The following is a 14,732-nucleotide window of genomic DNA, read 5'->3' on the forward strand; positions in this document are numbered from 1 at the left end:
AAACTATTTCGTTTAATGGCACGCTACACTACAATAGCCAAGATATTTTATCATATCAGGAAAAATATCATGTCGGGTCTATTGTTTGTCGTTTCTGCGGCATCAGGAACAGGCAAAACATCTCTCGTTAAAGCCCTACTCGATCGAGTCAGCAATTTACACGTTTCTGTCTCTCATACTACACGTGGTCAACGCCCTGGTGAACTTGATGGTGTTCACTATCATTTTACTGATACTGAAACTTTTTTAGCTCAAGTAGAACAAGGTGGTTTTATTGAGTATGCAGAAGTATTTGGTAATTACTACGGTACATCTCAAGCCAAAGTCAAAGAACAATTACAACAAGGTCATGATGTGTTACTCGAAATTGACTGGCAGGGTGCCGATCAAGTTCGTCGACTTTTTCCTGAATCAAAACAAATCTTTATCTTGCCGCCAACTCAATATGATTTAAGACAACGATTGTCTAATCGCGGAACAGATTCAGTTGAAGTAATTGAACATCGTTTAAGTTGTGCTGTAGAAGATATGCGTCATTTCGCAAATTTCGATTACATCATCATCAATGATGATTTCAATAAAGCTGTTCATGATTTAGAAGCAATTATTACAGCAAATCGTTTAGTTACCTTACAGCAAAGTGCTCGTCACCAGCAATTAATTGAAAAGTTAATCACCCTTAATCGCGAATAACTTGAGTCTTATTTAAAAGCCTTTTATACTATTTAGTCTTTTCAAATGTAATGTTCAAACGAGACAACTTATGGCACGTGTAACCGTTGAAGATTGTTTAGACCACGTAGATAACCGTTTTGAGTTAGTACTGGTAGCGAGTAAACGTGCACGCCAATTAGCACGTCAAGGTATGGAACCAACTGTAGAATGGGATAATGATAAACCAACAGTCGTTTCATTACGCGAAATTGCGGCAGGTCATGTCACTAAAGAAATTTTAAAACAACGCGATCAAGATTATCAGACTTCAAATCTTGATATGGTGTTGTCTACAAACTCATTAAATTTAGAAGGCTTCTCTTTCTAAATTTGATTTGCTTTGTCTAAAAGCCCATTGTGAATACACTGGGCTTTTTTGTTTGTTGAAAATTTCAGTGCTATATTGGTAAAAACAATATATTTCATTGAAAAAATTTACGAGTTTTTCTAATGAACAAATTGACAAGTTTCACAATATGCTTTTCATTAGAAGCTAGTCTTATTTATTCCTGAATTTATGTTATAAAAGGTGTTTTATGCCAGGCGAAGAGGTCAGCCAAGCCAAGCAACAACTCAAGGTCATTATTGAAGCCTATCTTAAAGATAGTGATATTCAGAGTGTACTTGCTGCCTGTGATTTTGCTGATTTAGCACATAGTGGTATTACGCGAAAAAGCGGTGAACCCTATGTTCTTCATCCTATTGCTGTGAGTTGCATTCTGGCGCATATGCGTTTAGATGCCGAGACGCTTATGGCAGCTTTATTACACGATGTCATTGAAGATACCGAATTTAGCAAAGATGAGATTGGTGAAAAATTTGGATCTGTTGTTGCCGAACTTGTTGATGGTGTAACCAAACTCAGCCACTCTAGTGATAAGGAATATAATAAGGCGGCATCATTCCGCAAAATTCTACAAGCCACCTTACAAGATCCACGTGTCATTATTATTAAACTCGCAGATCGCTATCATAATATGACGACTTTAGGCGCATTACGTCCAGATAAACGAGCACGTATCGCGCAAGAAACCTTTGATATTTTCGTACCTATGGCACGTTTAGTCGGTATGAATGAAATGGCCGATAACCTAGAACACTTATGTTATCAAAATCTTGATTTGGATATGTTTAATGATGTGCAAGCCGCATTATTAGAAACCAAACCCAAACGTTGTGAATACCAAGCAGTATGGGAGCAAAAATTATCAGATTTGCTTAAAAAATATAATCTACAAGGGCGTATTAAAAAGAAAAATAATAATATTGAATTACTACGTCATTTCGTAAAAAGTGAAATTGATTTAAATGAGCTCAGTCATAGCCATGCCTTTGAAATTATTTTAAATAGCATTGCAGACTGTGATCGTCTCGTTGAAGCATTAAAAGATAATTTCCAAGTTTTACAATATAATGATTATATTCGCCGCCCATTACCGGGTGGTAATCAATCATTAATGATTAAGCTAAAAGGTGAAAAAACAACATTATCTTTGACGATCCAAACCGAATTAATGCGTAAAGCTGCTCGTTTTGGTGTAGTACTCGGAGAGAATGCACCTCAAGCATGCCGTTCGGCAATTCAAGCTTCGATGCAGAACCTAAATACGCTCATAGACAGTGATTGTGCAAAAACCACTTTTAGCGATTTACTTGATTATTTACATCAGGAAAAAATTTGGGTCTATACGCCGCATGGTCAATTACATGAGCTTCCTCAAGGCGCCACTGTCGTTGATTTCGCCTACTCAGCTAGCCTATTTTTAGGTAATCATGCCGTTGGCGCAAAAGTGGATGGTGAAATTCGTCCTCTTTCAACCCCATTGCATAGCGGACAAGTAGTTGAAATTATCACAGACGTATTAGCAACACCGAATCCAGATTGGCTCAGTTTTATTAATACTCAAAAAGCACGCCGTGCATTACAAAATTTGTTAAGAGAACAAGACATTGATGAGCAACGTCTTGTCGGTCAGCAAGCACTTAATCGCGCTTTAAAACTATTTCATCGCTCTATAGATGACCTTTCAGCAGAAGACTGGATTAGTGTACTTGAGTGGCGACATTTAGCTAATAAAGATACGCTATTTGAACAAATCGCAGTTGGGGATTTATTACCTCAATTGGTTGCAAATCATTTATTTGCTCAAGATTATCAATCTCAGCATCATGAAACTTCTGATCGCTTGATTTTAGGAACTGAGGGTGTTGATGTAAAATATGCACACTGTTGCAATCCTGTGCTTGGCGATCCAATTCAGGGACATTTATCTCGACGCGGTTTAATCGTACACCGTTCACGCTGCCGTAATTTACTGCATGAACAGCACCTCCATCCTGAAAACATTATGCCTTTACACTGGCAATCAGAAGAAATTGATGATGTTCGCTTTAGTGCTTTCTTATGTATTCATATGACGATGAGTGACGAACAAATTTCTGACCTGATTTATCAATGCCGAAAGGCCAAAACAGGCGTAGAAATGGTCTATTCACAAGACCAGAAAACCTATGTAAATATAGTCGTGAGCAATCGAAATCAAATTGCCCAAATTATTCGTGATTTACGCATGCATTTTGGCTTCCCACGGATTGAACGATTAAATATGCCAATCGCCCAACCAGAGGTTGCAAAAGTCAGTTAATCGTTTAATAGACGATGTTCACCCAGACCTAAAATTGAAAGATTCCTTATTCTTAAAGCTAATGAATCATTTGCAAACAATTGCGACTAAACAGTATTCGACCGTTTCGGAGCCAAACTTTTGTGTTAAAGTCACATTGTTTAAGATAGAAACAATGACATAGGAGAGCTTAATGTCACGTCAAGTTATTCATACTGAACACGCCCCTGCTGCTATCGGAACATATTCTCAAGCAATTCTTGTTGGCAATACGCTCTATCTTTCAGGTCAAATTGGCTTAGACCCATACAGTATGGAACTTGTAGAAGGTATTGAGGCTCAGATTCGTCGTGTATTCGACAATCTAAAAGCAGTATGTGCAGCCGCAGGTGGCAGCTTAGCAGATATCGCTAAATTAAATATCTTCCTTACAGATCTTTCTCACTTCCAATTGGTGAATCAAATTATGGGCGAATATTTTGCCCAGCCCTATCCAGCTCGTGCAGCATTGGGTGTCGCAAGCCTGCCTAAAGGTGCATTAGTCGAAATGGATGGTATTGTTATTATTCCAACACAGAATTAAATGCGATATTTATCAAATAGATAAAATAAAGAAAGAATACTACCGATCAGGTGGTATTTTTTTATTCAAATTCCCAATAAGAATATATTCACTCTAAGAATGAAATTCATTGACAAACGATAACAATTATCAATAATATCAATTATCGCATTAATATTTGTGGATCACTCCCATGTATGTCTGTTTATGCCGTGGAATCACAGATCAAGATATCAAAGACGCTGTTGCAAACGGCGCTGAAAGTTATCGTGAAATTCGTGATTTACTCGACTTAGGCACTTGCTGTGGTCGTTGTGCACCCGAAGCCCGTTCTATTATTAGTGATGAGCTCGCAGAAATAGCTGCTCGTATTTCAGTTGCTGCATAATCTAAATTAATCCAATATCTCAACAACCTCATTTAACGATCTGTTTACGACTACACCGCTTCTTGTCGAACTTTAACCATTCCTCAGATAAGCGGTTTTTTTATTTCAGTTATTCACTTTAGTACGAATCCAAAATGCTTTTCGTATTTTGATTGTGATTTTCATTTGCCGTTCTATAATTTACTCGTCAGATTATTATTTGTTGATTAAAATCATATAAATTGCCTTAAAAACTAGGGCATCATGGTGTTATGGAGTAAGTGCAATGAAAGGCAATCGTGAAGTCATTAATCAACTGAATCAGGTGCTTTATCACCATTTAACTGCAATCAACCAATATTTTTTACATTCCCGCATGTTTAATGACTGGGGAATTGAAAAACTTGGCTCCGCTGAATATAAAGAATCAATTCGTCAAATGAAGCATGCGGATAAGGTCATTGAACGAATCTTATTCTTAGAAGGCCTACCTAATTTACAGCATCTAGGTAAATTGTATATTGGGCAACATACCATCGAAGTCCTCAATTGCGACATTCGTAAAGTAAAAGAAAACATTGAAGCGATTAAACAAGCTGTTGAACTTGCTGAAGCACAACAAGACTATGTTACACGTGATTTAGTTCAGGAAATTTTAGAGAAAGAAGAAGAGTATTGGGATTGGCTCGATACACAACTTGATTTAGTTGAAAATGTTGGCATCGAAAACTATATCCAAAGCCAAATTTAAAGCATGTCATCTACTTTATCCCTTAAAAGATAAAGTAGATGAATTTTACAAGTTTATTTATTATTTAATTCCATAATTTCTGCCAAGCTTATTTTTTGCTTATACAATTGTTGTAAAACAAATAATTGTTGCTCCGCTTCATCAAGCTTATGATTATAAACAAGTAATTGTGCATATTTTTTTAAATTATAAGGTGTGGCCTTATTTTCAACCATTTCGCCAATTACGCTAAGATCTGAATCAGACATCAATGTCTGAGGCTTTAAAGCAATCCAATCTAATCTTTGCTGAAATTGAGTAAGTATCAATATTTTAGAACTTCCCAATATTTCTTCTGAAACTGGTTTTTGCTTAAAAACCAATTTACTATTCTCTTGGAACAGTTTGTAATCTCGCCAAATCAACAGTAAGACAATCAGAGAAATGAGCCATACACAACGAATAATATTTCGATGTAAGATAACACTGTTTAAATTTGGCGTTTGAGCTTGAATTAACCCCAACAAAAAACCCATTGGTAATAAAAAGTAGGCATAGCGTTGCGGAAACTCCAACATTGCATGCATCAAAATTGCACTGACCATCAATATTGCCACAATCGAAATTGTATCTTTTGCATTTTTACTTAACCAAAATAACCAAATCGCAAAGTACGCAATAATTAAAAAGCCTAATGGCAAACCATTCCAAACCAAAAGATCTAACACGATATTATGCGCGCTATTAAACCAAACTTGTACGGTATTAAAATGAATACTTTCCACAACCGCGACACTCGTTTGATTCCAGCCATAGCCAAACCACGGACGCTCACCTATGGCATGTATAATTTGCATCCACATCCCAAGACGCTCATGCCCTGAACCTGCACGTTCTGCTAGTGATGCTGTATGGGTTACCGCCTCTCCAACACTTGTCGTCATGACTTGTGCGATAATAGGCAATAAATAGCCCGCAATTAAAAAATACGTAGCAGCCCAACCAAATAATTTAATAAAATTAAGCCTTGGTTTATTCTTATATTGCTTAATCACCCAATAGATACAAATAAAAATACAGACTAGCAAGGAAGTCCGTGACTGCGTTAAGCAAATCGCAAATAAGATAGATAAGCTTGATGGAATAAGTAGCCACAAAGATGCTTTATGCTTTTCATATAAGAACAATGCACCCATTAAACCTATAATCAAAAATGTAGCTAAATTATTGGGTTGACCAAAATTTGCATATGGGCGGTTACCTTTGAGCTGAATAACCCAATTAAAGTTTGACTCTAAATTCAACCATTGAACAATCGCAATCAAACTACTTATAAAAGCAACGCTCAGTACGATATAACTCAACCCTTGCATAGAGCGTTGACGATTTCCAGATGTAGAGGACAGGTTATATCCACCTATCATCATCAACCAAAACATAAAAACATATGAAAAACTTAGCAATGCCACACTAAAATCTGGAACGAGTCCAAATAGCCATTGAAATACAGGAATCAAAAGCAACGGCAACATCAAAAGCTGTGGTTTAGGAATTTTAATATTTTGTTTAAGCAGAGCACCCAGTAACGCCAAAGCAGCACCAAAGCTTGCCAGCTCACTAGAAAATGTCACCCATGGATAGGTATGAAATGGTGACAGCCAAGCAAAACTAATCAGCAAAGCGGCAACTACACTACAAAGAATTTGCATATCGACATAAAAAAATAAGCTTCGATAGATTATACATCGAAGCTCATTTAAACAAATCCTAATAATGAATTAACTTGCATTGATTTACTTTCATGGTCGCAAGTCTACAATTTTAACAACTTCGCCTTTTTCTTTATTAATTAATACAACCATGTCCTGTACTGGAGCCGAAAGAGGTAGCCATGCATCCGCATTTGGATAGTTATGTAAAATATCTAGCACTCTTTGCTTATCATTATATTGCTCCAACATAGAAATTGGATAGGCATTCATTTGCAAACGTACTTTCACATTTTCTATATCAGTATAATATGCTGGATGTCGGTTCATTGCATTGTTACGTTCTTGACTAAGGGAATCAAGAGACTGTTTTTGCTGACTCGTATAAATGGATTGTATGGCTACTATATTTGGATGCAACCAAGATGGTTGCTGAAATTTAGTTTCAGCTTTCTGTAAATACTTAGGTTCGATATCGCTATTCTTTACAACTACAAAACTCAAGTTATTGTAAACAATCCAAGCTGGGCGACCTTGACCGATCGTATAGAAACCATATCCTGAAGCAGCGATTTGTACGACAATGACCGTTGCAATATCTAACTTTAATGTTTTTTTCCCTTCTTTATAGACCAACAAACCAAGTAAGGGACCAATGATCACATCAATGATTAATAACATGCAAAATAATTGAGTGACCCCAACAGCTTTAGCTAATGGTGATGGATACCAATAGTAAAATACTATTACACTTAAACATAATGCAATCAAAATAGAAACTAATAAATGCCCTAAAAAAAATCTAATACGTTTAGACATTACACAAAAACCACTAAATTAAATTTATTCAACAATTATACATTTGGATCCTTTTTGAAGATCACATTCTATCTTTACATCAGAATACCGTTTTACGACACCAACAATTTTTTGAATATTATTCTCATCCATAGTTGAAGCATCTGTTATAGATTCACAAGCATTAATTGTTGGAGGAAAAGGAGTTGTACTATCATTTTGGTCAAATAAATCAACATAGACTAAGTTACTATAGCGCTTTACTTCAAATAAACATGCTTTAATACTTGTCTTTTTTTGATAACTGCTATAAGCAGGGATCATAATGGATGTTAAAATTCCAATGATTGCAACCACAACCATCATTTCTATCAGACTAAATCCACCTTCTCTGTCCATTACGTCCCCCCACTTTATATTTTCTTATTCAAATAACATGCCAAACATAAACTATTGTTTTATATGTCTTCATCATTTTAAAAAAGTTTCAAAATGCTAATTTTTATATAAAATTGACATTTAATGGCATATAAAATTGACATTTAATGGCATATAAAGCCTATTATTCGGTTTTACTGTTTTAATCACAAAACTTACAGACCTTATGATACATCCTATGGTCCAAAAGCTGAGCATAGTCTATTCTTTGACCGTATAATTTCTCTATTATTTTTAAAATCATTATTGCTTCATTTTGGTATTCATTATATGCCAATAATATTGCATATTTTGTCAAATTTTGCTTTGTAGCTGTTGCAAATACATATTTTTTCAAAGATATAAGCTTACTATCATCCAATTTAGTATATGGATTAAATTTCACCCAGTAAATAATAAAGTTAGTTCTATCATATATAGTTTCCTCCATAAAAAAATTTATCTTCAATTGCTTATCTGTATAATAAATTTTTTCCTTTCTATCCAATTTCATTAAGGCTTCTATTTTTTTATTATACATATAACTATAACCAAAATTAACAAGAAACATAGAAAAAATTAAAATTAAAATTAAAAACAATACAATAATTTTATTTAAATAAAAAAATCTAAGTTTATTTTCATTTAAAACAAAGCCAATCATCCACCCCATAGGTAAAAGAAAATAAGAATAAAAAAGTGGGTACTCTAAAAAACCATGTATCAAAATTGATAGAATCATTGCAAAAAAAACAATAGACTCCTTGGTTTTCAACGACTTAAAAATAGATAAAAATAAAAAAAAGTAATATAATAGAATTATTATACCCAAAATAAGTCCAGTCCAAACTAAAATATCCAGGGCGATATTATGTGAGCTATCTAAAACCATCTTTGTTGGAGCGTTACCCATACCAGAAACATTAGCAATCTGTGTCTGATACCAACCATAACCAGTCCATGGTTTTTCTAACAAAGCATGATATAGATACTCCCATATATCTAATCTAGAGTATCCAGTAGTAATTCTTTCATAAAAAGTTGATGTTTTCAAACCTATATTAAAACAATCTAAAATAGAATTATAATATGGAAGAAAAATTAAGCTAAAGACAAAGAAAATGATGTATAAAAAAATTGCTCTAACTTTCAATGAAAAATTAACTCTTTTTTTTACTAAAAAATAATATATTACTAAACATAAAAAGACTAACCATGCTGTCCTAGATTGAGTTAAAACAATAGAAAACAATAATAAAAGAGCTATATAGTTATATATTTTCTTATTCTCATACTCATACAAGTACCACAAAGAACATAAACTTATAATAAGAATAGTAGAGAGCTGATTTGGCTGACCCAAATTTGCATATGGACGACCAGTTTGTATCTTTATTATATAAGGCTGTAAATTATAAAAATCTAACCACTGAATAATAACAATACATGATGATATCACACCCACGAACAAGAACATATTGCATACTAAACGACTGAACAACAACCTATCATTAAAATTATAACCTATTAATACAGCGCAAAAAAAACAAAACAAATACATTGAGGAAAAAAACATTGTTTCAAAAAAAACAATAACACCAAAAAGATATTGAATAACAGGAATAAAAACCATCAAGCCTATCGGTATAATTATGATAGGCAACAATATTTTTTGTGAAGATATTAGGAAATAACAACAAAGAAAAGCAAATGAAATAAAACAATACTTTTCAGATGTATAACTTACCCATGGTAGATTATGTTCAGAATTTAAGATTGAGCATACGAAAAAAAAAATATTACAAAAAGTATTAATGATTTTTTAATTAACAATGTGTTAGGACTTAATATTTTATGAATATTTATATACATCTTTTATTTCACATATCTTTTAATTTTAAAAAATAAAAGCACATAATAAATATGTGCTTTTATTATAACTAATGTTTATACTGGATCACCACAAGTACCTTTAGTCCAGTCACATGTCATTGTTGTACCCGTACCTTTAGTAACAGCGATAGTAAATGTAGTTGCAGTACCAGTAGGTGCAGTAATTACACAGTTCGCTGTATTATAATTAGTAGCTACTGGCGCTGATGTTTTCCCTTCTGGATCAGACACAGATAAATTCCATGCGGTTGCAAAGTTTTTACCAGTTGACTTACATTGAGCATCTACTGAACGCTTTGTATAGTTCTGGTATGAAGGAATCGCAATTGCAGCCAAGATACCAATGATCGCTACAACGATCATCAATTCGATAAGAGTAAAACCCTTTTGCATTGTGTTCATAACATTTCTCCAATGTATTAAATTTTTATAAGCCGTTTTCAGCTACTTAGTATTTAGCATGTTCTATGCCAATCCTTAGCTTATCCAATTTTAACTCAAAAAAACAGAGACTTAAAAGAATATTATTACAGATTAGTTTTAATGCAATTATCACTCTTTATGGCAAAAAATGACAAAAAACGTCACCTTTCACGACTTATTTTCAAACCCCGTATCGATTAAGCATGATTTCTATCGAAGAGGCGTAAAATTGAGCGAAATAAATCACATTAAAATTATGAATATTTACGCAACCGTTTATCGGAAGATAAAAGGATATATTTTAAAATATAGGATTTATATCATCTTCTTCATCAAAATTAACTACATAAAGATTTCAAAATACACAATAACTCAATTGAGAATGACAGGCTCGTTTGGCAATTCATTTTTGTTATCCGCTTCAGAATGAACATAATAATGATCTAACACTTGACCAATCTCACCAATTCCGCTTTTGATGGCTTCTAGATGTTGTTTTTGAGCAAGTTGATAGACTATACGCTGACAAATCTGATTCCAAATCTCAGTTTGAGTCGCATTTTTAAGACCACGATCAATCACAATCTCAACTTTTCGCTCACAAAGGTTCAAATAAAGCAAAACTCCACTATTCAATTCAGTATCCCATACACCTAATTCGGCAAATAGCTGCTGAGCACGTAGCCGTGTGTTTTGATGATAAGCCTGTGAACAGGGTATATGGCCTTCTATTACCACTTGAATTTCACCGACATGCCCTTTCTCGGCTTGCTGAACAGCTTGTGCAATCTCTAAGCGGTCTTTTTTATTAAAAAAACGATGTGCAGAAGAAATATAGAAAAAATGTTTGAACCAACGTTTTAGACTAGGTCGTGCATATTCTTCCAGTTTCGATTGCGTAATGATTTCCGTTGTATCCGTCTTTGTCACCATGAGCCTGATGCTCCTCCCCCGCCAAAGCTGCCACCGCCGCCACTATAACCGCCTCCACTGCCGCCACCAAAACCTCCTCTACCTCGCCCCCCTCCAGATAGAAAAGCTTGAAAAATAAGCTGTGCCAATGAAGTAATCAGTAGAAAGAAAATTCCGATGCCTAATAACAGACTCATCACAAGACCAGCACCATTGACTAGTCCCGCAACAGTTGCAGCTACTGCCGCAGTGGAGGCACTTAAACGGTTGCCAACAATGAATGAACCGACAACACCAGCGATAAGGATGAATAGCGCCATAGTTAGCGTATTATCTTTCGCTTGTTGCTCACGTAAAGCTTGTTCATGACGGTCTTTTAATTCTTGGGCAGCCTGTTGTGCAATTTCTGGGTCAAGGTTCACAATACGGCTAATCTCATCCAAACCTGATGAAATTCCTTGAGCATACTGACCTTGTTTAAAAGAGGGTGTAATTTGATTACGAATAATGCGGCTCAGTACCACATCAGGTAAAACACCTTCGAGACCATAGCCTGTTAGAATCTGAATTTTGCGATCATTGACTGCAATTGCCATCAACAAACCATTATCACGTTTAGCAGAACCTAATTGCCATTTTTCACCTGTACGTAAAGCAAAATCAAAAATAGCTTCTTGTCCTGTGGTGGGTACAATAATCACCCCAATCTGAGCTTTACCCTGCTGATACAACGTCAGTATTTTTTGATTGAGTTGCTGTGTTTCCGCCTCACTTAATATTTTGGCTTGATCTATGATGGGCTGATTTAATGTCGGTAAACCGCGGATTGATTCACCCTCAGCCATATCATTGGCAACTTGCGGTAAAATAGGTGTTTGTTGTGCTGTAGTGTTTGGTTGTGATTGATTTTGTTGTGGCTGCTGAATCATTTTACCTGCAACAACTAAATCAGTTTCATCTGTTGCAGTTGCAACCTCAGCCCAAACTGTATGTTGAAAAAATAGTGTTACAAAAACAATCATGAGAACAGCCGAAAGCTGCTTAAGTTTTTGTCTAATTTCTTCCAACATATGGCAACTCCAAACCCATCAAGAACAATTTCAAATCTTAATTAAATGAAACTGTTGGCGCTTGTTGCGCAGATTGCTCTGCTTTAAAGTTCTCTTTGGTTTTCATACCAATGACTTTTGCTGTCATTGCTTGTGGGAACTGACGCACATATGAATTGTAATCTTGCACGGTCGTAATATAGCGATTACGAGCAACCGCAATTCGATTTTCTGTACCTTCCAATTGTGCTTGTAAATCACGGAATTGTTCATTGGCTTTTAAATCTGGATAATTTTCTGAAACCGCAATTAAACGAGATAATGCACCTGTCAATTGACTTTGTGCTTGTTGATATTTTTCGAATAGTGCTGGGTCTTCTAAAACTTCTTTATCTACTTTTAAACCTGCCACATTGGAACGAGCTTGCGTAACCTCTGTGAGGACTTGTTCTTCATGTTTAGCATAGCCCTTAACCACATTGACAAGATTGGGAACAAGGTCAGCACGTCGCTGATACTGGTTTTGCACCTCAGACCATGAAGCACTCACAGCTTCATCTTTCACTTGTAAAGTATTATATCCACAACCTGTGAATAACAATGTGCTTGCCAATACGGTTGCCAAAGCGGTGTGTTTGATCATTTTCATAAAAATTTATCCTCAGGTTTTTCTTTATATTTTTTGCAATAATTCATTGTAATGTGATTTTTTGTTCGCTGTGTAACATTTATTAAAGTTACTTTATACGTATTTAAATAAAAAAGACATTACTGAATGACCTTGAGTAATGCCTTGTTAAGCACAACATTTATGTTTGTAAAAAATGAATTAACTATATAATTTTGAAAATTTTTCTTCTTGAAAACTGACCATACGATACTCATCTACCATACGTGCGTTCCAATAATTCACTAATTTCGTATAGTCATGTTTCGCAGGATGAAAATCTGCTTGATAATAAGACAAGTATTCTGGAATCAGTTGAATAAACATTTTTCCAAGACCAAAAAATAAGATGAAAAAAATAAAGCCTGCTTGAGCAGGCTTTATCGCAATCAAACTATAAAGATGAATTAGACACCTAAATAATCTAAAATACCTTCTGCTGCTTGGCGGCCTTCCCAAATTGCAGTCACAACAAGGTCAGAACCACGCACCATATCTCCGCCAGCGAAGATTTTTGGATTAGATGTTTGGAATTTAAATTCTTGTTGTTCTGCCGCAACGACACGACCTGAACCATCTAAACTTACATTTGCAGAACCAAACCAATCAGCAGGACTTGGACGGAAACCAAATGCAAGTAATACCGCATCTGCTGGTAAAATTTCTTCAGAACCCGGAACAGGTTCAGGGCTACGACGACCACGGCTATCAGGCTCACCCATTTGGGTAGTGACCACTTTAACACCAGTCACTTTTCCATTCTCGCCCACAATCTCGATCGGTTGGCGATTGAATAGGAATTTTACACCCTCTTCATAGGCATTCTTCACTTCGCGCGCAGAACCCGGCATGTTGCTTTCGTCACGACGGTAAGCACATGTCACATCATGCGCACCTTGGCGTAATGAAGTACGGTTACAGTCCATTGCAGTGTCACCACCACCAAGAACAATCACTTTCTTACCATCAACACTGATGTATTCGCTTGGATCTTTTTCCCAACCTTGGCAACGATTGACGTTAGCAATTAAGAAATCTAGGGCATCGTAAACACCATCAAGATCTTCGCCAGGGAAACCACCTTTCATGTAGGTATAAGTTCCCATCCCCATAAATACGGCATCGTATTCAGCAAGGAGTTGTTCAATCGTTACATCAACACCGATTTCAGTATTTAAGCGGAATTCGATACCCATCCCCGTGAAGATTTCACGACGACGTTTCATCACATCTTTTTCCATTTTAAATTCTGGAATACCAAATGTAAGTAAACCACCAATTTCAGGGCGTTTATCAAATACAACTGGTTTCACACCGCCACGGGCAAGAATATCAGCACAGCCTAAACCTGCTGGACCCGCACCAATAATGGCCACTTTTTTATTCGTCCATTTCACGCCAGACATATCTGGACGCCAGCCTAAAGCAAATGCGGTATCATTGATATATTTTTCTGCATTACCAATCGTGACTGCACCAAAGCCGTCATTTAAGGTACATGCACCTTCACACAAACGATCTTGCGGACAAACACGACCACAAACTTCTGGCAAGGTATTGGTTTGATGGCAAAGTTCAGCCGCTTGGAAAATTTGACCTTCTGCAATCAGCTTTAACCAGTTTGGAATATAGTTATGTACTGGGCATTTCCATTCACAATACGGGTTACCACACCCTAAGCAACGGTGAGTCTGGTTTGCAGCCACTTCCGCTGTAAAAGGTTTATAAATTTCCACAAACTCTGCTTTGCGGACAGTAATATCTTTTTTCTCTGGATCTTGACGTGGTACATCCAGAAATTGAAAGTCATTATTGAGGCGTTCTGCCATGTCTCTCTCCGTGGGTAGGCGCAGTGGTGTCCTTCACC

General features: G+C 35.8%; 15 protein-coding genes and 1 pseudogene. 6 read left to right on the forward strand and 10 right to left on the reverse strand.

What is annotated here, in order from left to right:
- Positions 1 to 69 precede the first annotated feature (69 nt).
- From gmk to bfr, 6 genes are all read left to right on the forward strand, one after another.
- Positions 70 to 693, forward strand: a complete 624-nt coding sequence (gene gmk, locus ABLB98_RS12745) for a guanylate kinase (RefSeq protein WP_004660188.1) — start codon at positions 70 to 72, stop codon at positions 691 to 693.
- Positions 694 to 763: 70 nt separating this feature from the next.
- A complete protein-coding gene (gene rpoZ / locus ABLB98_RS12750) occupies positions 764 to 1,042 on the forward strand; it encodes a DNA-directed RNA polymerase subunit omega (RefSeq protein WP_004660187.1) in 279 nt (92 codons plus the stop codon).
- Between the two features lie 208 nt (positions 1,043 to 1,250).
- Positions 1,251 to 3,359 carry an HD domain-containing protein gene (locus tag ABLB98_RS12755; protein ID WP_348882384.1) on the forward strand — a complete coding sequence of 703 codons (2,109 nt, stop codon included), beginning with the start codon at positions 1,251 to 1,253 and terminating at the stop codon, positions 3,357 to 3,359.
- Positions 3,360 to 3,531: 172 nt separating this feature from the next.
- Positions 3,532 to 3,921 carry a RidA family protein gene (locus tag ABLB98_RS12760; protein WP_004660185.1) on the forward strand — a complete coding sequence of 130 codons (390 nt, stop codon included), beginning with the start codon at positions 3,532 to 3,534 and terminating at the stop codon, positions 3,919 to 3,921.
- 172 nt (positions 3,922 to 4,093) lie between these two features.
- The gene (locus tag ABLB98_RS12765; protein ID WP_004660183.1) at positions 4,094 to 4,288 is read left to right on the forward strand and encodes a bacterioferritin-associated ferredoxin; all 195 of its coding nucleotides are present in this window, start codon (positions 4,094 to 4,096) and stop codon (positions 4,286 to 4,288) included.
- 265 nt (positions 4,289 to 4,553) lie between these two features.
- Entirely contained in the window at positions 4,554 to 5,018 is a 465-nt protein-coding gene (gene bfr / locus ABLB98_RS12770) for a bacterioferritin (protein WP_087539617.1), read from the forward strand.
- Between the two features lie 53 nt (positions 5,019 to 5,071).
- On the opposite strand, the gene ABLB98_RS12775 is transcribed toward bfr, so the two are convergent.
- The 10 genes and pseudogenes from ABLB98_RS12775 to ABLB98_RS12820 form a co-directional block, all read right to left on the reverse strand.
- Positions 5,072 to 6,706, reverse strand: coding sequence for a Wzy polymerase domain-containing protein (locus ABLB98_RS12775; RefSeq protein ID WP_348882385.1), 1,635 nt, complete (start codon positions 6,704 to 6,706; stop codon positions 5,072 to 5,074).
- A gap of 90 nt (positions 6,707 to 6,796) precedes the next feature.
- On the reverse strand, positions 6,797 to 7,525 hold the full coding sequence (tfpZ, locus tag ABLB98_RS12780; RefSeq protein ID WP_249570981.1) for a TfpX/TfpZ family type IV pilin accessory protein: 729 nt from the start codon (positions 7,523 to 7,525) through the stop codon (positions 6,797 to 6,799).
- Positions 7,526 to 7,549: 24 nt separating this feature from the next.
- Positions 7,550 to 7,903 carry a prepilin-type N-terminal cleavage/methylation domain-containing protein gene (locus ABLB98_RS12785; RefSeq protein ID WP_348882387.1) on the reverse strand — a complete coding sequence of 118 codons (354 nt, stop codon included), beginning with the start codon at positions 7,901 to 7,903 and terminating at the stop codon, positions 7,550 to 7,552.
- Between the two features lie 181 nt (positions 7,904 to 8,084).
- Positions 8,085 to 9,386 carry an O-antigen ligase family protein gene (locus ABLB98_RS12790; RefSeq protein ID WP_369028871.1) on the reverse strand — a complete coding sequence of 434 codons (1,302 nt, stop codon included), beginning with the start codon at positions 9,384 to 9,386 and terminating at the stop codon, positions 8,085 to 8,087.
- Positions 9,387 to 9,868: 482 nt separating this feature from the next.
- Positions 9,869 to 10,216, reverse strand: a complete 348-nt coding sequence (locus tag ABLB98_RS12795) for a prepilin-type N-terminal cleavage/methylation domain-containing protein (RefSeq protein WP_348882390.1) — start codon at positions 10,214 to 10,216, stop codon at positions 9,869 to 9,871.
- A gap of 393 nt (positions 10,217 to 10,609) precedes the next feature.
- On the reverse strand, positions 10,610 to 11,170 hold the full coding sequence (locus ABLB98_RS12800; RefSeq protein WP_348882391.1) for a TPM domain-containing protein: 561 nt from the start codon (positions 11,168 to 11,170) through the stop codon (positions 10,610 to 10,612).
- Positions 11,164 to 12,219: a TPM domain-containing protein gene (locus tag ABLB98_RS12805; protein ID WP_348882392.1), complete on the reverse strand. Its 1,056-nt coding sequence runs from the start codon at positions 12,217 to 12,219 to the stop codon at positions 11,164 to 11,166. Before ABLB98_RS12805 ends, ABLB98_RS12800 begins: the two co-directional genes overlap by 7 nt.
- Positions 12,220 to 12,256: 37 nt before the next feature.
- Positions 12,257 to 12,847, reverse strand: a complete 591-nt coding sequence (locus ABLB98_RS12810) for a LemA family protein (protein WP_005156567.1) — start codon at positions 12,845 to 12,847, stop codon at positions 12,257 to 12,259.
- A gap of 180 nt (positions 12,848 to 13,027) precedes the next feature.
- Positions 13,028 to 13,231 (reverse strand): annotated as a pseudogene (locus ABLB98_RS12815) (hypothetical protein); the annotation flags it as partial.
- A gap of 41 nt (positions 13,232 to 13,272) precedes the next feature.
- Positions 13,273 to 14,694, reverse strand: coding sequence for an FAD-dependent oxidoreductase (locus ABLB98_RS12820; protein WP_087547375.1), 1,422 nt, complete (start codon positions 14,692 to 14,694; stop codon positions 13,273 to 13,275).
- Between the last annotated feature and the right edge of the window lie 38 nt (positions 14,695 to 14,732).

Source organism: Acinetobacter yuyunsongii (assembly GCF_041021915.1).
Classification (GTDB): domain Bacteria; phylum Pseudomonadota; class Gammaproteobacteria; order Pseudomonadales; family Moraxellaceae; genus Acinetobacter.